20 protein-coding genes are annotated in these 20,138 nt (G+C 44.9%); 16 read left to right on the forward strand and 4 right to left on the reverse strand.

Annotation, left to right across the window (positions count from 1 at the left end; genetic code table 11):
• The first annotated feature begins 269 nt into the window (after positions 1–269).
• The 8 genes from zapE to rlmB all read left to right on the forward strand — a co-directional run bounded on the left by zapE (position 270) and on the right by rlmB (position 8,132).
• The gene (zapE, locus tag JEZ96_RS03045) at positions 270–1,382 is read left to right on the forward strand and encodes a cell division protein ZapE (RefSeq protein ID WP_011790684.1); all 1,113 of its coding nucleotides are present in this window, start codon (positions 270–272) and stop codon (positions 1,380–1,382) included.
• Positions 1,383–1,670: 288 nt separating this feature from the next.
• A complete protein-coding gene (rplM, locus tag JEZ96_RS03050) occupies positions 1,671–2,099 on the forward strand; it encodes a 50S ribosomal protein L13 (protein WP_198779847.1) in 429 nt (142 codons plus the stop codon).
• A 14-nt stretch (positions 2,100–2,113) separates the two neighbouring features.
• On the forward strand, positions 2,114–2,506 hold the full coding sequence (rpsI, locus tag JEZ96_RS03055; RefSeq protein ID WP_006083052.1) for a 30S ribosomal protein S9: 393 nt from the start codon (positions 2,114–2,116) through the stop codon (positions 2,504–2,506).
• A 105-nt stretch (positions 2,507–2,611) separates the two neighbouring features.
• Complete coding sequence (locus JEZ96_RS03060) at positions 2,612–2,800, forward strand: DUF2065 domain-containing protein (RefSeq protein WP_014609861.1); 189 nt, start codon at positions 2,612–2,614, stop codon at positions 2,798–2,800.
• 66 nt (positions 2,801–2,866) lie between these two features.
• Positions 2,867–4,162: an adenylosuccinate synthase gene (locus tag JEZ96_RS03065; protein ID WP_011790682.1), complete on the forward strand. Its 1,296-nt coding sequence runs from the start codon at positions 2,867–2,869 to the stop codon at positions 4,160–4,162.
• A gap of 109 nt (positions 4,163–4,271) precedes the next feature.
• Complete coding sequence (gene motX, locus JEZ96_RS03070) at positions 4,272–4,928, forward strand: flagellar protein MotX (RefSeq protein WP_025007918.1); 657 nt, start codon at positions 4,272–4,274, stop codon at positions 4,926–4,928.
• Between the two features lie 39 nt (positions 4,929–4,967).
• Positions 4,968–7,391 (forward strand): ribonuclease R, encoded by a 2,424-nt coding sequence (gene rnr / locus JEZ96_RS03075; protein WP_128090178.1) that lies wholly within the window; start codon positions 4,968–4,970, stop codon positions 7,389–7,391.
• On the forward strand, positions 7,392–8,132 hold the full coding sequence (rlmB, locus tag JEZ96_RS03080) for a 23S rRNA (guanosine(2251)-2'-O)-methyltransferase RlmB (RefSeq protein WP_025007917.1): 741 nt from the start codon (positions 7,392–7,394) through the stop codon (positions 8,130–8,132).
• A 63-nt stretch (positions 8,133–8,195) separates the two neighbouring features.
• Here rlmB and JEZ96_RS03085 read toward each other — a convergent pair whose 3' ends face one another.
• Both JEZ96_RS03085 and JEZ96_RS03090 read right to left on the reverse strand, forming a co-directional pair.
• Positions 8,196–9,641, reverse strand: coding sequence for an MFS transporter (locus tag JEZ96_RS03085; protein WP_011790678.1), 1,446 nt, complete (start codon positions 9,639–9,641; stop codon positions 8,196–8,198).
• A 320-nt stretch (positions 9,642–9,961) separates the two neighbouring features.
• Entirely contained in the window at positions 9,962–10,705 is a 744-nt protein-coding gene (locus JEZ96_RS03090; RefSeq protein WP_011790677.1) for a DUF481 domain-containing protein, read from the reverse strand.
• 213 nt (positions 10,706–10,918) lie between these two features.
• Here JEZ96_RS03090 and rpsF point away from each other — a divergent pair, with 213 nt between their 5' ends.
• From rpsF to rplI, 4 genes are read left to right on the forward strand one after another with little or no spacing between them, the layout of a single operon-like run.
• Entirely contained in the window at positions 10,919–11,314 is a 396-nt protein-coding gene (gene rpsF / locus JEZ96_RS03095) for a 30S ribosomal protein S6 (RefSeq protein WP_011790676.1), read from the forward strand.
• Positions 11,315–11,322: 8 nt separating this feature from the next.
• On the forward strand, positions 11,323–11,628 hold the full coding sequence (gene priB, locus JEZ96_RS03100) for a primosomal replication protein N (RefSeq protein ID WP_011790675.1): 306 nt from the start codon (positions 11,323–11,325) through the stop codon (positions 11,626–11,628).
• Between the two features lie 11 nt (positions 11,629–11,639).
• The gene (gene rpsR, locus JEZ96_RS03105; protein ID WP_006083042.1) at positions 11,640–11,867 is read left to right on the forward strand and encodes a 30S ribosomal protein S18; all 228 of its coding nucleotides are present in this window, start codon (positions 11,640–11,642) and stop codon (positions 11,865–11,867) included.
• 36 nt (positions 11,868–11,903) lie between these two features.
• Entirely contained in the window at positions 11,904–12,356 is a 453-nt protein-coding gene (rplI, locus tag JEZ96_RS03110) for a 50S ribosomal protein L9 (RefSeq protein WP_011790674.1), read from the forward strand.
• A gap of 238 nt (positions 12,357–12,594) precedes the next feature.
• Here the strand turns inward: rplI and JEZ96_RS03115 are convergent, their stop codons facing one another.
• Positions 12,595–14,793 carry a S46 family peptidase gene (locus JEZ96_RS03115; protein ID WP_025007915.1) on the reverse strand — a complete coding sequence of 733 codons (2,199 nt, stop codon included), beginning with the start codon at positions 14,791–14,793 and terminating at the stop codon, positions 12,595–12,597.
• A 118-nt stretch (positions 14,794–14,911) separates the two neighbouring features.
• Between JEZ96_RS03115 and dnaB the strand changes: the two genes are divergently transcribed.
• Together dnaB and alr are read left to right on the forward strand one after the other, a co-directional pair.
• Positions 14,912–16,318, forward strand: a complete 1,407-nt coding sequence (dnaB, locus tag JEZ96_RS03120) for a replicative DNA helicase (protein WP_011790672.1) — start codon at positions 14,912–14,914, stop codon at positions 16,316–16,318.
• A gap of 142 nt (positions 16,319–16,460) precedes the next feature.
• On the forward strand, positions 16,461–17,537 hold the full coding sequence (gene alr, locus JEZ96_RS03125; protein WP_011918693.1) for an alanine racemase: 1,077 nt from the start codon (positions 16,461–16,463) through the stop codon (positions 17,535–17,537).
• A 73-nt stretch (positions 17,538–17,610) separates the two neighbouring features.
• On the opposite strand, the gene JEZ96_RS03130 is transcribed toward alr, so the two are convergent.
• The gene (locus JEZ96_RS03130) at positions 17,611–18,075 is read right to left on the reverse strand and encodes a chemotaxis protein CheX (protein ID WP_011790670.1); all 465 of its coding nucleotides are present in this window, start codon (positions 18,073–18,075) and stop codon (positions 17,611–17,613) included.
• A gap of 513 nt (positions 18,076–18,588) precedes the next feature.
• Between JEZ96_RS03130 and dusA the strand changes: the two genes are divergently transcribed.
• Together dusA and JEZ96_RS03140 are read left to right on the forward strand one after the other, a co-directional pair.
• A complete protein-coding gene (gene dusA / locus JEZ96_RS03135) occupies positions 18,589–19,620 on the forward strand; it encodes a tRNA dihydrouridine(20/20a) synthase DusA (RefSeq protein ID WP_025007913.1) in 1,032 nt (343 codons plus the stop codon).
• Positions 19,621–19,817: 197 nt separating this feature from the next.
• Complete coding sequence (locus JEZ96_RS03140; RefSeq protein WP_011790668.1) at positions 19,818–20,108, forward strand: hypothetical protein; 291 nt, start codon at positions 19,818–19,820, stop codon at positions 20,106–20,108.
• Positions 20,109–20,138: the final 30 nt, after the last annotated feature.

The raw sequence follows: 20,138 nt of genomic DNA on the forward strand, positions 1-20,138 counted from the left end.
GGTTAATTTCTTTAAGCTGGTTTTATGAGCTTTTCCGATTTGTTACTAAGGCCAACACTATGGTCGAAAGATGTACTTTTCAAGGGGGAGGATGAATCAAATCTATCAACTTAACGGGTTACCCGCTAACACTATTTTGATTGTTTACATGATGCTTCAATCTGTCGTGTATTAAAGACGATATTACGCTCAGTTTAAATATATCCTGTGTCACATTTGCCGTGCTAATATCGTCACAGTGTTATTAAAGGATAGAAGAGAATTAAACTGTGCCCCAGTTAAGCCCTTGGCAGCATTATCAAAAAGATCTTACCCGTGACGGTTTTTCCCATGATCCAGCCCAAGAAGTGGCGGTTAAAGCATTACAACGTGTATATGAGGACTTAACCACAGCCGAAATACCTCATTCTATCGTCGGTAAATTGTTTACGGCTTTAGGGTTAAAATCCGCTCCTGAAGGTATAAAAGGACTCTATCTTTGGGGCGGTGTTGGTCGTGGTAAAACCTATTTGATGGACACGTTTTTTGATGCATTGCCTGGTGATAAAAAACTGCGCGCTCACTTCCATCGTTTTATGCACCAGTTGCATTTAGAGTTGGACAAGCTAAAGGGCGTTCGCGATCCATTGATTGTGATTGCCAAACAGATGGCCGCTAAATATCGAGTGATTTGTTTTGACGAGTTTTTTGTTTCCGATATTACTGACGCTATGTTACTCGGTACGTTATTCCAAGCTTTATTTAAAGAAGGAGTGGTATTAGTTGCGACCTCAAATATTATTCCCGACGATCTCTACAAAAATGGTTTACAGCGTGCGCGTTTCTTGCCGGCAATAGCTTTGATCAATCAACATTGCGAAGTGCTTAATGTGGATTCTGGGATTGACTATCGTTTACGCACCTTAGAGCAAGCGGAAATTTATCATTACCCGCTAGATGCACAGGCAGATAAAAATTTACTGCATTACTTTTCTCAATTAGCGCCTGAGGCAGTGGTATCCACTGAAGCCATTGAAATTGAAGGGCGTGTGATACCGATTCGTCAACAAGCACAGAGTGTGTTATTAATTGATTTCAGGGCTCTTTGTGATGGACCCCGTAGTCAACGTGATTATATGGAATTGGCTCGGATTTATCATACCGTGCTGGTCAGCGGCATAGAACAAATGGGGGCATTTTTAACAGGTGACGATATCGCAAGGCGTTTTTTAGCGATGGTGGATGAGTTTTACGAGCGTAATGTAAAGCTTATTGTGTCAGCCCAAGTCCCGCTTGAAGATATCTATGCCGATGGTTTGCTTAACTTTGAATTTAGGCGTTGTCGCTCGCGTCTTATTGAGATGCAATCCCACGATTATTTGAAATCGGAACATCTTCCCTAGTCCTTGTAGACAATCGCACTCGCGTTATTTTTTTACACCATCGAGAGCGGCTCATTCCTCCTTGAGATGACTAGCCGCTTGATCGAAATTTTATGTTTTTTGTCAAAATATCAGGTGATTTTTAACTCAGCTTTGTCTATACTCCGCCACCTGCCCACGTTACTCCGCCAATTGGGCGGAAGTTGTAAGCCGAATTAAGTGCTCGAAGGGGTACTGAAAGGCAATTTTGTGTTGTTTGCAAATGCAAGCGGCATGTGAGACAGAAATTAACTTTGGGTTTTTGTAATAATGAAGACTTTTACTGCTACACCAGAAACTGTAACTCGTGACTGGTTCGTCGTTGATGCAGACGGCAAAACTTTAGGTCGTATCGCTACTGAAATTGCTACCCGTTTACGCGGCAAGCATAAGCCAGAATACACTCCTCACGTTGATACTGGTGATTACATCATCGTTATCAATGCTGAAAAAGTCACTGTTACTGGTAACAAAGCGAAAGGCAAAACGTACTACTCGCATTCAGGCTCCCCTGGTGGCATTAAGCAAATCAGCTTTGAAAAGCTGCAAGCGCATAAGCCAGAAATGATCATCGAGAAGGCAGTTAAGGGTATGTTACCAAAAGGTCCTCTGGGCCGTGCCATGTTCCGTAAACTGAAAGTTTACGCTGGCGCAGAACATAACCACGCTGCACAACAACCTCAAGTTCTTGATATCTAAACGGGATTAAGCAAATGGCTGCAACTCAGTACTACGGCACTGGCCGTCGCAAAACCTCTACAGCTCGCGTATTCGCTAAAGCTGGTAGTGGCAACATCGTTGTAAATCAACGTCCTTTGGATCAGTATTTTGGTCGTGAAACTGCTCGTATGGTTGTTCGTCAACCTTTAGAGTTAGTTGAAATGACTGACAAGCTGGACATCTATGTAACTGTTAAAGGCGGTGGTATCACTGGCCAAGCAGGCGCAATCCGTCACGGTATTACCCGTGCTCTGATGCAATTAGATGAAGCGCTGCGTCCATCGTTACGTTCTGCTGGTTTCGTTACCCGTGACGCTCGTAAAGTTGAGCGTAAGAAAGTGGGTCTACGTAAAGCACGTCGTAAGCCACAATTCTCTAAGCGTTAATTCGTTTTTGGAATATCAAAAAACCCAGCCTATGCTGGGTTTTTTATTACCTAAGATTTATTATGCTTATCAAAATAAAGCGTTAGGTTAAGTTTGAGGATGGAAATGACATTTCAATTATTTATGCTTGCGATAGCATTGGTGTTGATTTTGGAAGGCGTAGGCCCACTATTATTTCCCAATAAATGGCGTCGTTATTTAAGTGAGCTTTCCAATCAAAATCAGCAAGTTTTACGCAGAATGGGCGGTGCTTTGGTTACTGCCGGCGTGGTAATCTTGATTATTTTTTCATAAATGGCTTGCAACTTGGCCCCACAAATCTGCTAGAATCCTTTTTTAACCACAACCTTGCAGCAAACAATGGGCAAAAACGTAGTTGTTCTCGGCACTCAATGGGGTGACGAAGGAAAAGGTAAAATTGTCGACCTTCTAACAGAACAGGCAAAATATGTAGTTCGCTATCAAGGCGGCCACAATGCTGGTCATACCTTGGTTATCGACGGTGAAAAAACCGTTCTTCATCTGATCCCATCGGGTATTCTGCGTGATAATGTGAAATGCATTATTGGCAACGGTGTGGTGCTTGCACCAGACGCCCTGATGAAAGAGATCAATATGCTCAAAGATCGTGGAGTTCCTGTTGAGGAGCGCCTGCTGATTTCTGAAGCGTGTCCGTTGATCCTACCTTTCCATTGTGCCCTTGATATTGCCCGTGAAAAAGCGCGCGGTAATAAAGCTATTGGTACAACTGGCCGTGGTATTGGACCTGCGTATGAAGACAAGATCTCTCGTCGCGGTCTGCGAGTAGGCGACCTGTTCAATGCTGAACTGTTTGCTGAAAAGCTGAAAGAAGTTATGAAATACCATAACTTTATGCTGACAGAGTACTATCAAGTCGAAGCGGTTGATTACGAGCAAACGCTAGCAGATGCTTTGGCTATGGCCGATTATCTGAAGAGCATGTGTGTTGATGTGACTGAACTATTGGATACTGCGCGTAAAGCCGGTGAGCCAATTCTGTTCGAAGGCGCTCAAGGTACATTACTCGACATCGACCACGGAACATACCCATTTGTAACCTCTTCAAATACCACTGCTGGTGGTGTTGCGACAGGCAGCGGTTTTGGTCCGCGTCACTTAGACTATGTCTTAGGTATCATGAAGGCTTACACCACTCGCGTAGGTGCAGGTCCATTCCCAACTGAACTATTATGTGAAGTCGGTGATCATTTAGGCACTAAAGGTCATGAGTTTGGTGCGACCACGGGTCGTAAGCGTCGTCCAGGTTGGTTGGATGCAGTGGCCATGCGCCGCGCAGTTCAAATCAACAGCGTCAGTGGTTTCTGCCTGACTAAGTTGGACGTACTTGATGGTCTCAAAGAAGTGAAGATCTGTGTGGGTTATCAACACCCCGATGGTACTATCGCGAAAGTGACACCACTTGCCGCAGAAGGTTATGAGCAGGTTACACCTGTTTATGAAACAATGCCGGGTTGGAGCGAGTCGACTTTTGGTGCGACGTCGATTGATCAACTGCCACAGGCGGCGATCAATTATATCAAGCGTCTTGAAGCGTTATTAGAAACACCAATCGACATTATCTCAACAGGTCCTGATCGTAACGAGACGATGATTTTGGTTAATCCGTTCAATTAAGACTTAAAAGGCCGTGTTTCACGGCCTTTTTCTCTTCGCGCTATCCTTTCTCTGTGCTTCCCTGCGGTTAGATATTCAGCTTAAGCTCAAGAAATAGGTTATACTGCCGATGCAAGTATTCACCCTATTGTCATTGAGAGTCGTTATGCTTCGTACTGTATTAGTTGCGCTACTGCCTTTAGTCTCTTCAATGTGCTTTGCGCAAACACTGGCAGTCGATATTTACAGCCAAGATCAATTGCTTGAATTGATCCGTAGCAATCAGTATTTAGCGAAAGTAAAGCGTGATGATTGCCAATTGGTCCAAGATATTGAGGCCAGGGCTGAAGTTCTGAAGCAACCTTTATATCAATTTCTTTGGGGAGAAATGCTGAACCATGGGACTTGTGTAAAAGCAAATCCTACTAAGGGAATGCGCTTGCTACGTGATTCGGTTGAACAAGGTAGCCCTGAAGCAATGGTGAAACTTGCCGAGTATTATCAAAGTGGTAAATTTGTCATTCGCAATAAAGATCGAGCAGTTAACTATTTGTTACCTGCAGCCGCAAGCGGCGATTTACCCGCTCGTATGATGTTAGTGCGTTTATACGGTGAAGGTTACGGTAGTCCAAGGGATTACGAAATGGCCTATCACTGGTTATATAACGATGTATTTGTAGATGAGGTTACGAAGAAAAAAGCCTTATCTTTACTGCAGGTGTTAGCAGCTAAAATGCCCCCCAGTGCAGTGGCGCGGGCCCAGCAAGAGCAGTTGCGAACCCGTTAAGATGTCTCTGAAAGCAGAGACTCATTATTTGGATATTGAATGATAAAAGACCCTCATTTTGAGCGTGAACAGGATAAGTACGAAAACCCTATCCCAAGCCGTGAGTATATTATCGAATACTTACGTTCTCAAAAATCACCCATCACTCGTGACAGCATCGCCGCAGCGTTAAACATTCACGAGGAAGAGCAACTAGAAGCCTTAAGGCGTCGCCTACGTGCGATGGAACGCGATGGCGAACTGGTGTTCACCCGCGGACAAAGCTATGGCTTACCAGAGAAGATGGACTTAATTTCCGGCATCGTTCTTGGGCATAGGGAAGGCTTTGGCTTTTTCAAGCCCGATGAAGGCGGTGATGACTTATTTATCTCCAACCGCGATATGTTGATGTACTTCCACGGTGATAAAGTACTGGCGCAAAAGGCAGGGTTAGATCGTCGAGGCCGCCGCGAAGCCCGTATTGTACGCCTTATTCAGCCTCGCAGTGCTGCAATTGTCGGTCGCTATCATGTCGATAGCGGTATGGCATTTGTGATTGCCGATGATAAACGCATTACCCAAGAAATTTTAGTCGCCAATGAAGACCGCAATGGCGCCCGTCAAGGTGATGTGGTTGTGGTTGAATTAACGCGTCGCCCAGGCCGTTTTGTTAAGGCTGCGGGTAAAGTGACCGAAGTGCTTGGTAAGCAAATGGCGCCGGGAATGGAAATCGAAATTGCCCTGCGTAATTATGATTTACCCCATACTTGGTCACCCGTGATCGAGAAGAAACTGCGCCGTATTCCCGATGAAGTGACCGAAGCCGATAAAGTAGGCCGTGTGGATTTACGTCATCTCCCCTTAGTGACTATTGACGGTGAAGACGCCCGCGATTTTGATGATGCTGTGTATGCCGAGAAAAAAGCAGGTGGCGGCTGGCGTTTATGGGTCGCAATCGCGGATGTCAGTTACTATGTATGCACCGATTCGGCATTAGATACTGAAGCGCGTGCCCGTGGTAATTCAGTGTATTTCCCGTCGCAAGTTATCCCTATGTTGCCAGAGAAAATCTCTAACGGCTTATGTTCGCTTAATCCTCACGTCGACCGTTTATGTATGGTCGCTGAGATGACGGTATCTGCAAAAGGTAAGTTATCGGGTTACAAATTTTATCCGGCTGTGATGTATTCCCATGCCCGTTTCACTTATACCCAAGTGGCAGAGATGTTAGAAGGCGGCCCGATTGCACCAGAGCACGAGGCCTTATTCCCACATTTGCAGTGTTTACAATCACTGTATTTAGCGCTTGATGAGCAGCGAGCCGAGCGCGGCGCGATTGCCTTTGAGACCATGGAAACGCAGTTTATTTTTAATGAGCAGCGCAAGATTGAAAAAATCGTGCCACGTGGCCGCAATCAAGCACATAAAATCATTGAAGAATGTATGATTTTAGCCAACGTTTCGGCGGCTAAGTTTGTGAAGAAACACAAAGGCGAAGTCTTGTATCGTGTACATGAAGCGCCATCAGAGCAAAAGCTAGCGAACTTTAAAGAGTTTTTGGCCGAGCGTGGCTTGACTATGACTGGCGGGCTTGAGCCAACGCCGTCAGATTATCAGAACGTGATGCTGCAAATTGCCGACCGTCCCGATGCTGAACTTATCCAAGTGATGTTGCTGCGCTCTATGCGTCAAGCAATTTATACACCGGATAATGAAGGCCACTTCGGTTTAGCCTTAGAAGAATATGCGCATTTTACTTCGCCCATTCGCCGCTATCCGGATTTAGTGTTACATCGTGTGATCCGTTATTTACTCGCGAAGGAAAGAGGCGAAACCACTGAGAAGTGGACGCAGGATGGTGGCTACCATTATCAACTCGATGAACTCGATCAATTAGGCGAAGAGTGTTCGACCACAGAACGTCGTGCCGATGAAGCAACTCGCGATGTCAGCGATTGGCTCAAGTGCGAGTTTATGCAAGATCACGTCGGCGATACCTTCGAAGCTGTGATTGCTTCAGTAACCAGTTTTGGTTTGTTTGTGCGTTTAAATGAGCTATTTATCGATGGCTTAGTGCATATCTCAAGCCTAGGTAGCGATTACTACCAGTTTGATCCAATGCGCCAACGTCTTATCGGCGAGCACACAGGCCAAGTCTATCAAGTGGGTGATCCTGTGACAGTTAAGGTCGCTGCAGTCAACTTAGATGACAGACAGATTGATTTGATCATGCTGGGTGATGATAGCAAAGGTGGCAAGCGTAAAGTATCAGCTAGCCGTGATAAACCGATGACAGCCCGTGAGCGTGTTAATCGTGAAGGTGCTAAGCAAGGTAAAGCTGGCAAAACCGCGGCATCTAGCGCCAAAGTTGGAACAGGCAAAGCCAAACCTAAGGCCAAAGCGGGTGCTAAAGCCAAAAAGGCAACAGTAAAAGATCCGGCTAAAAAGCCAAAAGCCGCAAAGCGGAGCACGAGAAAGAAATAAATGAAAAAACAAGATATTATTTTTGGGATCCACGCAGTTGAAGCCCTGTTAAAACACAGCCCTGAGCGCATTATTGAGTTGTGGCTGTTACAAGGTCGTGATGATGAGCGTTTAACTGTGCTTGCCGAACAGGCTAAGGCCTTTGGTACGACGATTCAAGTGGCTTCTCGTAAAGCCTTGGATGACAAAGCGGAAAGCAGCCAACATCAAGGCATAGTCGCGCGCGTTAAAGCGGCAAAAGTATTGAATGAGCAAGATTTAGATGTGCTACTTGCTAACACTGAGCAACCATTCCTGTTGATCTTGGATGGTGTGACCGATCCCCATAACTTAGGTGCTTGCCTACGTAATGCCGATGCGGCGGGCGTGCAAGGTATTATCGTCCCTAAGGATAACTCGGTTGGCTTAACGGCGACAGTGAGTAAAGTGGCATGTGGCGCGGCAGAAACCGTCCCTTTATTCCAAGTCACTAATCTTGCGCGCACGATGCGCCATCTACAGGATAAAGGTGTGTGGATTGTGGGCACGGCGGGCGAGGCTGATTGCGAGCTTTATCAAGCGGATCTTAAAGGGCCATTGGCGATTGCTATGGGCGCTGAAGATAAAGGCTTACGCCGTTTAAGTCGTGAGTCTTGTGATTCGCTTATTTCTATCCCTATGGCGGGAAGCGTGTCTAGCTTGAATGTCTCGGTCGCGACAGGTGTTTGCTTATTTGAAGCAGTGCGTCAACGCCGTAGCTAATTAAATTACTCGTTATAAGCCATAAAAAGACGGATATTTTCCGTCTTTTTATTAATTGATTAATTAAATAGGTTTAGCTAAATCTTTTGTCTCGCAGACTTGTTCATCAAGCGGCACTATCGTCTCCATTTGTGAGGCGAAAGTGCGAACGGGTTCCATATCGAAACTAAAGGCAAGTTGTTGATCATCATCTTCGTCATCACTCGTTATCGCATCTGCACCTAAATCTTCTTGATCCTCATATTCTTCTGGATTCGGAGTCATATGCTCCTGAATTGACTCGACGTCCACCCGAGGATCAAGTGCTGCAGCCAGTGGAGACGAGACTAAATCCCCTGTCGCCATTATGTAGTCTTGGGTGATATTTGTTTCCGTTTTTTGCAGTGAGTTGACATAACGTAAGCGTAAAAAGAGTACTAAGGTGCAGGCGGACATAAAACCATAGAGCATGTTATTGCCTAGCCATTGCATTAGGGTGGATGCGATTAATGGACCGATACTGGCACCCAGACCAAAGGTGAGTAAGATTGTGGCTGACAAACCCACGCGTTCACTTTGCTCTACCCGAGAGTTAGCTAAGGCTGTTGCCAATGGATAAAAAGTAAATCCAAGGATCCCAAAAAGGAAAGTCATCACCAATGAAATGACGGGGTGATAGGGTGTGAGTGCAATGCCCAGAGCTAAAATACCGAGGAGCACGCAGTTGATACGAATAAGCCTGCTGCGGGGCATAATGTCGGACAGTTTGCCCATCGGCCATTGTGCCAAAAGTCCTGCAAGGATAGTGGCAGTCATGTAGGTTGCGACTTTCTCCGGTGGTAATCCTAAATTACTGGCATAGGCGGGAGCGAGACCATAAAAGGAGCCGACGATCATGCTGCCTATTGCAATGGTGGTGAGGGCCTGTGGGGCTTTTTTCCAGTAATGAGTAATTTGCAGTGGCGCTGGTATCAGTGGCGCAGGGTGAATTCGGCGAGTAAGTGAAATAGGTACAATACACAGTGCAAAACAAATGGCGATAAGCAATAAGGGTTCTAAACCCAGTTCGGGATAGATACTAATGGCCCCCTGTCCGAGGATTAAGCCAAAGTAAGAGACGATCATGTAGCTCGCGAATACAGTGCCACGTTGACTATTTTCCGCTTGTTCATTTAACCAGCTTTCAAGCACCATATATTGGCACATCATCCCCATGCCAACGATAAGTCTAAGTAGTATCCATATAAATAGATCATTAACGAGAGCGTGACATAATGCCGATGCCGCAACGATACCCGCACTTGCCACAAATGCACGAATATGACCGACCTGAGCGATAAGTTTATGCCCTATCTTGGAGCCAGCAACGAGGCCGACGTAATAGGCAGACATCATGCTACCAATCCAAAGTTGTGGCACATTCGCTACAGAGAGCCTAAGTCCTAAATAAGTGGTAAGTAAACCACCTGCCAACACAGTTAAGAGCGTTGTGCTATATAAAGAGGCGAAAGTGCGTAGCGGGTTTGCCATATACTACTCCTAAGGCGTGTTAACTTTCCGATGTTGAATTTTGTCTGCCTTGTATAAAAAAGTGTCAAATCACTCTAAACACCAACACAGCCAAAAACGCAAACAAGATAATTCTTGGCTAGTATATCAGGGGTTGGTGTTTGTAGAGTGTTGCAAATTGTTGGTGATTATCGATTTATTTTTCGTTTTTGTGTATGGGTCACTAAATTATGACCACAGAAGCATAAATGGTGCTTCAGATTACACGGAGATAATGGCGGTTTTGCACAAGGAGTTTGGGTTTAACCAAGGTTAATCGATGGTCCATTAATCCAAACAATTTACCTAAATGTATAGAGTAGATTGAATGTCGTTATCGTATCAGTTTGCTGACTCCCTTCGGGAACCACTTCAGTGTATTTAATGTTCATTCCAATTTTAAACGCCCAATCCTGAAATACGAGGTTTTTGTAGCTCATATCTAAAGTCAGTGTGTTGTTATTTTCCCCAACTTCAGCGGTGAGATCGGCATTGATACTCGTGTATTCCTGTAGTTTTTGAGAAAACTTCGCCGCTGTACGTAAAATGGCATCTTTTTCTGCGTCTGGATCGGGAACAGAAGTAGACTCAGCGGGTAAGTTATAACGGTAACCAGGACCTATTTCGAGACTCAGCTTTGTTTTATGATTACTAATAGCATTAAAACCATAACCACTTGAAAGTGTTGATATCTGGGTATAGCTACCAAATTGGTCCCACGTAAAGTCCCCACGGCCAAAAACATACCCTTTATTGAGCTTATAGTTTGACTGCAATTGCAGTTCATATTTTTCTGAAGTGGTTTGGCTTTTTTCGGATGCAAAGTAAGCTTTTAATGTGGCTTCTTGTTTGGTTTGTTTCGTGTCGTAAATGAGCTGGGTTCGGCCATTAAAACTACTCGATTCGGTATTACCTGTATTTAGCTGTAATCCTGCTTCGACTTCAGCCGTAAAGTCGCTAGGAGGCTCCTGATAGTCGGGGGGGACGAGCGCAAATGCCGGCATTGAAAGAGAACATAAACTGATAAGAGCGGTAACTTTTAGCATTGTATTTTATTCTTGGTTGGCTGATTTCAGATATCCGAATGGGGGCGAGGCGTCATCATACCTGTATTGGCAAGCGAGGCAAAGTTATTGCTTGAGTTTCGCGTCTGCTTTCTGTACTATCTCGCGCTCAAATCAGTCACTAATTTTCGTTCCTTGCCTCTATTTGGTTTGACTGAGCCAATACCGAGGCTACATAACCGTAAGGAGCAATAAATGCGTCATTACGAAATCGTATTTATGGTTCACCCAGATCAAAGTGAACAAGTACCAGGTATGATTGAGCGTTACACAGGTGTTATCACCGAAGCTAACGGCACAATCCACCGTTTAGAAGATTGGGGCCGTCGCCAATTGGCTTACCCAATCCAAGATCTGCATAAAGCTCACTACGTTCTGATGAACGTTGAAGCACCTGCAGAAACGATCGAAGAGCTAGAAACAGCTTTCCGTTTCAACGACGCAGTTCTGCGTAACATGGTAATGCGTACTAAAGTTGCCGTTACTGAAGCATCTCCAATGGCTAGAGCTAGAGATGAGCGCGATTCACGTCGTGGCCCAGCTGGCGAACGCTCATACGATGAAGCTCACGCTGAAGAAATCGGTGAGTAAGTTTATCTGTGACCACCAATAGCTTGGTGTTGTCCGGAACCATAACCCGTTCCAGACGCTTTAAAAGCCCAGCAGGGATTGCACACAGTGTGATTATGCTGGAACACAAATCGCAGCGTTATGAAGCAGATATGCTCCGCAACGTCTACGTACAAATACAAGTGATATTGAGTGGCCCGCGCTTTGAAAGCGTCGCAGACAATCTGAAAGCAGGTGTGGAAGTGCAAGTGCAAGGCTTTATGACGCTCCAACAAGGGCGAAATGGTCAAAACCGCTTAGTTATCCATGCCGAAAATGTCGAATTGAAAACTTAGGAGACTGTCACATGGCACGTTATTTCCGTCGTCGCAAGTTCTGCCGTTTCACCGCTGAAGGTGTTGCAGAGATTGATTACAAAGATATCGTTACTTTAAAGAACTACATCACTGAAAGCGGCAAAATTGTTCCAAGCCGTATCACTGGTACTAGTGCTAAATATCAGCGCCAACTAGCTCGCGCTATCAAGCGTGCTCGTTATCTTTCTCTACTGCCATACACTGATTTACATCAGTAATTGCAGTATTCCTAATCGAATATAGAGGATTTGATAATGAACGTTATTCTGCTTGATAAAATCGCTAACCTAGGTAACTTGGGTGACCAAGTTGTAGTTAAGGCTGGTTACGCTCGTAACTACCTGCTGCCACAAGGTAAAGCTGTTGTTGCTAACGAAAGCAACGTTAAAGTATTTGAAGCTCGTCGCGCTGAATTAGAAGCTAAATTAGCTGCTGAATTAGCTGCTGCTAACCAACGCGCTGAGAAAATCACTGCCCTGGAAGCGGTTGTTATCGCTTCTAAAGCGGGTGATGAAGGCAAACTGTTTGGTTCAGTTGGCAACCGTGACATCGCTGATGCAGTAACTGCTGCTGGTGTTGAGCTGGCTAAATCAGAAGTTCGTTTACCATTAGGCGCTCTGCGTACTACTGGCGACTTCGAAGTTGAAGTTCAGTTACACACTGAAGTTAAAGCTGTTGTTAAAGTTTCTATCGTTGCAGAAGCTTAATTACATACTGCTTTAAACTAAAAAAACACCGCTTCGGCGGTGTTTTTTTATGGTTGAAATTCAGTGTTGGGTGCCATGTTATGGCTTGAGCAAGTTTTGATAGGGAATGAATGCGGTAAGTAATCGGTACACATTCAATCTTAAACTACATAAGTGGCTAAGCTCGCTTAAATAAAAACCGCTCATTGCATAACAGTGAGCGGTTTTTTGTCTATAGCAACTGATTTAGCTTAGAAGATTAATTTCTCACTAAATCCAGTTCTTTAATCAGATTATCGGCATGGTCAACTTTATCCATCATCCACAGGATATAACGGATATCCACGTGTACGGCGCGGGTGATTGTCGGATTGAAGAACCAATCCTTAGTAATCGCTTCATAGGTAGAGTCGAAGTTAAGGCCCACCAATTCCCCTTTACCGTTAAAGACGGGTGAACCTGAGTTGCCACCTGTGGTATCTACACTCGATAAGAAGTTAACCGGTACTGAGTTAAATTCTTCAGGCTTGTCTAAACAAGAAAATAGCTTGCAAATCCAGCCGCGGGGATCTTGATAAACTGACTTCACAAGATGATCGCCAAAGCGTTGCTCGTGAATCGCATCGAGCAGTTTTTTGGGGGCATTGTAGGGTTCGGCTCCTGTGTGTTTAGCCACTATGCCATCCAGACGAGTAAACGGCTGTTTATAGAGTGCATCACGGGATTGATAACCATCCACCATACCGTAGCTGATACGAAGTGTACCGTTGGCATCAGGGTAGACAGGCCAGTTATTGGCTTTGTAATACTCGATAACCGCGGCCATATAGTCAGGACGCGCAGTCGATAACTTACCATCGAGTATTTTTTCCGCTTTCTCCTGTGCCATATTGGTATCGTAGAGCGCAACGGCTAAACGAATAAAGGGATCGGTACTGGTTTCGAAGGTTGTCGTATCGGCATCCATCCAGGCGAGACGCTGGGCTTGGTCTGTGAGCGTCGTGAGTGAATACAAACCATCGAGTTTGGCCTCGAGATTTGTCTCTTTATTGTTGAGATCCAGTGCATCATCAAGGGCTGCTATGCGATTCGGTTGAGCAAGATACGCTGTGAGGTCTTGTCGCCATAGGGTCTTATCTACATCAACGTGAAAGCTTGAATCGATACGTTTTAAGCGCGAGCTAAACATCGCCAAATCACGCTCCTGATAACCAATTTCGCGTTCAGCATCGCTCTTTTGTTTTTCCTTCGCAAGGCGATAAAGGCTGTTAGCGGCGGTTAACAGTGTGCTCGATTGGGCATTGGTAAAGTAATAATTACTCTGGAATACTTGTTGCTGCTCGGCGAGTAACACTTCTAGTTCTGCAATAAGATTTTGATTTAGTTTAGGGTTTTGTTTAAGCCAAGCTAAAAAATTATCTTCACGACTTTGCTTAATGCCAATGATATCCGTTGCTTTAAAACCCGCTAATAGGCCATTAAGTTTCTTCATTCGGTTGGCCATTGAGGCCATATTACCAGCGTATTTTATGGCGATATCCGCATCTTCCTGACCCATGGCTTCGATGGTATCAATCTGTAATTGATAGCGTTTGGCTTGGGTTGGATAGAGCCAATCACTGGCAAATTTAAGCTCGCTAGTGAGATTATAGCGGCTAGTCGTTCCGGGATAACCCGCAACAAACACGCCATCACCAGCCTTAACGCCATCGGCATTCACTTTAAGGTAGCTTTTCGGTTTGTAGGGAATGTTATCTTCCGCATAGGCTGCGGGCTTACCATCTTTACCCACGTAAGCCCGTAGGAAGGCAAAATCCCCCGAATGGCGTGGATATTCATAATTATCGATATCACCACCATAACCGCCAACACTTTCTGGCGGTGCATAGACTAAACGTACATCGCGGATCATCAATTGCTTGATTAAGTAGTATTCTAAGCCGTTATGAAAACTACGGACATTACAGCGATAGTTATCATCCACTTCACAGTTTTTTATGAGTGCTTTGCTATTATTTTGAATTTCTTCATAGCGGGTGAGGGGATCTTGGCTTAACTCTTTCGTGACGTCCTTGGTTACATCGGTGACGGCTTCGGTAATATATAAACGCTCGTTCGGCCCAGCCGAAGGTTCTTTATCCATTGATGTGGCTAAAAAGCCTTGTTCTAGATAGTTATGTTCTTGCTTAGTGTTATATTGTATCGCTTTGTAGGCACAATGATGGTTTGTCACAACTAGCCCTTGGGGGGAGACAAAACTGGCGGTACAATAGCCCAGCCCGACAACGGCATTCATTGGATAGCTAGTTAGATCGGCCAGTTTTTCGGCAGGAATGTCGATTCCGCGTTCACTGAGTTTGTCTGCAATTGAAGGCATTTGATAAGGTTGCCATTGCCCTTCGTCGGCATTTGCTATGCCGGATGTCAGTACTAAGGTCGCAACCAGTGCAATACGCATGTCTTTTCCTTATTGATTGTTAGAGTGTCCGTTGGAACAGGATAACAGGTAAACCACCTGTTGCTTAACGCGGGTTTTATATCATATTTTGTTAAGTTGTTGGAAATCGGGAGTGTTAATGTCACAACAAGGTGCTTTTAAGCCTAAAAGTAAGCCAAGAGATTTGCAGCTAGATGGACTCAAGCTGCCACCGCATTCTATTGAGGCTGAACAATCGGTATTAGGCGGCCTAATGTTGGACGCCGATGCTTGGGATAAGGTGGCTGAAACGGTCGTAAAAGAAGATTTTTACTCGCGCTCGCACCGGATGATTTTTGCGGCGATGCACCGCCTAGTGGAAACCAGTCAGCCCATCGATTTGATCACGGTTTCTGAGCAACTTGAGCTTGAAAATCAGCTCGAAGAAGCGGGAGGTTTTGCCTACTTAGGTGAAATTGCTAAGAATACTCCCAGTGCCGGCAATATTGTCTCCTATGCTGAGATTGTTCGCGAACGTGCAGTAGTCAGAGAGATGATCCGAGTCGCCCATGAAATTGCCGATGCGGGTTATAACCCCGAAGGCCGAGACTCCAGTGCTTTGCTCGATTTAGCCGAAAGCAAAGTCTTTAAGATTGCCGAGCAACGCACCAATGCCAACGAAGGCCCTGAAGGCATCAAAACCATTCTTGAAAAAACCGTCGATAAGATTGAGAAGCTCTATAACAACCCGCACAACGGTGTAACTGGGGTATCGAGTGGTTTTAGTGATCTCGATAAAATGACCGCAGGTTTCCAATCTGGCGACTTGATTATCGTGGCGGCACGTCCATCCATGGGTAAAACGACCTTTGCGATGAACCTCTGCGAACAGGCAGCGATGAATGAAGATAAACCCGTACTTATTTTCAGTCTCGAGATGCCATCCGAACAAATTATGATGCGTATGCTCGCCTCATTAGGCCGCGTCGATCAGACTAAAATCCGTACTGGTCAACTTGATGATGAAGATTGGGCGCGGGTGTCATCGACCATGGGGATTATGCTCGAGCAGGGTAAAATGTATATCGACGATGGTTCTGGTTTAACGCCGACGGAAGTGCGTAGCCGCGCCCGTCGTATTGCTCGTGAATACGGTGGCTTATCTATGATCATGGTCGACTACTTACAGTTGATGCAAGTGCCCGCTTTATCTGAAAACCGAACGCTTGAAATTGCCGAAATCTCTCGCTCACTTAAAGCCTTGGCGAAAGAACTAGAGATCCCTGTTATTGCCCTGTCTCAGCTTAACCGATCACTGGAGCAACGAGCCGATAAACGTCCGGTCAACTCAGACTTACGTGAATCGGGATCTATCGAGCAGGATGCGGATCTCATCATGTTTATTTACCGTGATGAAGTGTATAACAACGATTCTCCAGACAAAGGCACGGCTGAAATTATTATCGGTAAGCAGCGTAACGGTCCTATTGGGCGGGTACGCTTAACCTTCCAAGGTCAGTATTCTCGCTTCGATAATTATGCAGGCCCTCAGTTTGAAGAAGATTAAGCGATTGACGTGTCTGAGCATATAGATAGTGAGTTTTACAAGAACAAGTTGATGGTGATAGAAGATAAGCAACGCTTATGTATTCTTTTTATTTCTCTGGCTTTTTATTTCCTGACTTTTTCCAGAATAGGCAAGGTAAATTTTGAAACCTTTTCCCCGTGCAGAAATTAGCAGTAGTGCACTGCAAAACAATTTAGCTGTGCTGCGTCAGCAGGCCAGCGCAAGCCAAGTGATGGCTGTTGTTAAGGCCAATGGTTACGGCCATGGATTACTGAATGTGGCCAATTGTCTTGTGAACGCCGATGGTTTTGGGTTGGCGCGTTTAGAAGAAGCACTAGAATTACGAGCGGGTGGTGTAAAGGCGCGGCTGTTGTTACTCGAGGGATTCTTTCGTAGCACGGACTTACCTTTACTGGTTGCCCACGATATTGACACTGTGGTTCACCATGAATCGCAAATAGAGATGTTAGAGCAGGTTAAGCTCACTAAACCTGTCACCGTCTGGCTTAAAGTGGATTCTGGCATGCACAGATTAGGGGTCACGCCTGAGCAATTTGCCACCGTTTATGCAAGATTGATGGCTTGCCCTAATATCGCAAAACCCATTCATCTGATGACGCATTTTGCCTGTGCCGATGAACCGGATAACCATTATACAGATGTACAAATGGCCGCTTTTAATGAATTGACGGCGGGCTTACCGGGTTTTAGAACCTTAGCTAATTCTGCAGGAGCGCTTTATTGGCCCAAAAGCCAAGGTGATTGGATTAGACCCGGTATCGCACTTTATGGAGTGTCTCCCGTTGCTGGCGATTGTGGTACAAATCATGGGCTTATCCCCGCGATGAATCTCGTTTCGCGCCTTATCGCCGTGCGTGATCATAAAGCCAATCAGCCAGTCGGTTATGGCTGTTATTGGACGGCCAAACAAGATACCCGTTTAGGTGTAGTCGCTATTGGTTACGGCGATGGCTATCCTCGTAATGCGCCCGAAGGTACACCTGTATGGGTTAATGGCCGTAGAGTGCCCATCGTTGGTCGTGTCTCTATGGATATGCTCACTGTGGATTTAGGCCAAGATGCGACTGATAAAGTCGGTGATGATGTTCTACTTTGGGGGCAGGACTTACCTGTCGAAGAAGTGGCAGAAAGGATCGGCACTATCGCTTATGAGTTGGTGACTAAACTCACGCCAAGGGTGGCGGTATGTTTAGCTTAGATAGCGTTTTTTAGGTTAATCAGCGGCACGTATGTGCCGTTTTCTTTTAATAACAGTAGCGATTTACTCACTGTTAGCTTTCAAAACAGATTTCAATAAAAGCAGTACCATGTGGGCTAGTAAAAGGCATAATAATTTTGGTGCCATTGGCTTTATGGGAAATTGTATGGCCTTTTCCTGATACGACCATAGGCGTAGCCATTTCAAATTCATATCCTTTTTGCCCTAAAAGATTTTTAGCGCCACCTGTGACCATATTGGTGATTTCACCGACCAAATCGGTGACTTCCTCATTAATTTTGCCAGGGTTCTCACCGAGCATATTCTGCATAATCTGTAGTACAAGCGTTTGCTCAAATGTAATCGACAAGGATCCTTTAGTCTGTGGCCCAACCATACCGATCAATCCGGAAACATCTCCTTTGGCTAAGTTATCATTTTTTATTTGGGGCTTGCCCGGCGTCAAATCCATACTCGCCATTGTTGAAATAACATTGAGTAGAGATTGTAGGAAAGGGTTAATAAAATTGACGTTCATGCCTAAATTTGTCCTCTTTTAGCTCTAAGCCTGTCGGTTGTGGCTTATTTAAGACTAGTCGAAAAGTGGTTTAATCGCCGCAACTAGGATCACACTCTATCAGCTTAGATGAACTCGATATAAATGTACGGCTAATTTGACCATTTTCTTATCCTTTATTTGAATATTGCTAGGGAGGAGGCATTCCAAATACCTTGTTATCTCGTGTTTGCTGAAAAAGAAGTCCGTTGCTTATTCACAGGGAGATAAATCGCGATCTTCGTTTACGATACTAAGCATATCGATAAGGGGGTCTTTGCTTATTCTCCGCCGCCTTAATTTCCACAATATATGCGATTAGCGGTATAATGCGCGGCTAATATATTGTGAGCACGAAAGGGCAATGGCTATTTCTGTCTGTGCTTTTTGCGTTGTTATCGTCAATCTAGTCATGGGTTAACTTGAGCGTGAGCTTACAATGTCTCAATTTTACAATGGCTAGCTAGGCAAGAAGCCACTTGGAAAGAGTCCATCATGTCTCAACACAGAATAGATGTTAATACTTTGAAAAATAACAATATTGATACTTACTCACTCGATAGAACCTTTTCCATTGCGCCCATGTTGGATTGGACGGACCGGCACTATCGTTATTTTGCACGTTTAATGTCGGCTAAGGCATTGTTATACACAGAAATGGTGACTACAGGGGCGATACTGCATGGTCGTGGTGATTACTTGGCCTATAACCAAGAAGAGCATCCTTTGGCACTGCAGTTAGGTGGTTCTAACCCGCAGGATTTAGCGCGTTGCGCTAAACTCGCGGCGGAGCGCGGTTATGATGAAGTGAATCTCAATGTCGGTTGCCCTTCAGATCGCGTGCAAAATGGTCGTTTCGGTGCTTGTTTAATGGCTGAGCCTGAGCTTGTGGCTGAGTGTGTGGATGCCATGAAGCAAGTTGTTGATATTCCAGTTACAGTCAAAACCCGCATCGGTATTGATGAGCAAGACAGTTATGAATTTCTCACGTACTTTATCGATATTGTCAACGCCAAGGGATGCACGGATTTTACTATTCATGCTCGTAAGGCTTGGTTACAAGGATTGAGTCCAAAAGAAAATCGCGAGATCCCACCACTTGATTATGAGCGAGTATATCAACTTAAACGTGATTATCCCGTGCTGAATATCAGTATTAATGGTGGAGTTACAACACTTGAGCAAGCGCAAGGGCATTTAGCACAACTTGATGGAGTGATGATGGGGCGTGAGGCGTACCAAAATCCTTATATACTTGCGCGGGTTGATCAAGTGCTTTGCGGTAGTCAAAGAGCGGTAATTAGCCGTGAGGATGTCATTGAGGCTATGTTGCCCTATATTGAAGCGCATTTGCAGGCGGGTGGACGCTTAAATCATATCACTCGCCATATGATTGGTTTATTTCAAGGGTTACCAGGTGCTCGGGCTTGGCGTCGTTATTTAAGTGAAAACGCCCATAAAAATGGTGCAGGGATCGAGACTGTTAGGCAGGCCTTTCAAAGTATCCAGACAGAAATGGCTGTGTGATTTTTGTTCTGATAAAAAATGGTGAAATTAGCTAAAGTGAGTAGTTTTTTTCACCACTTCTTATTTTTAATTTTTACCTCTCTAAATTCACCTTAAATAAATTTATTTATTTTCAGTATGTTATTCGTTTTTTAAAAGTTGGCACGTCATTTGTAATACTCCCTTTGTCAAGTTAATTAATCGAAAGGGAAGACATCATGTTTACTTCAAATCTTAAAAAATCAGTTCAAATGAGTGTGTTATGTGTTGGATTAATCAGTAGTGCTATGGTGCATGCCCAAGCAGCCCCAATGTCAGATGTGGCGGTTGCAATTGAAAAAACACTCACAACGCAGGCTCAAGAGTTGTTAGTGAGTGCTAAACGTGAGTTAGTGCTGTCACTACACACACAACTTGCAGAAAGTATCTACGACTTTAATAACCAACTTAGCTTAAGTGCTGACAATAAAACTGAATCGGCCGCAGCCGTTGAATATAGTGCGAAGTAGTAGGATCTGCCTATGTGGTTTGTAGCCCAT

The sequence above is a fragment of the Shewanella putrefaciens genome (assembly GCF_016406325.1).
In the GTDB taxonomy this organism is placed as follows: Bacteria; Pseudomonadota; Gammaproteobacteria; order Enterobacterales; family Shewanellaceae; genus Shewanella; species Shewanella putrefaciens.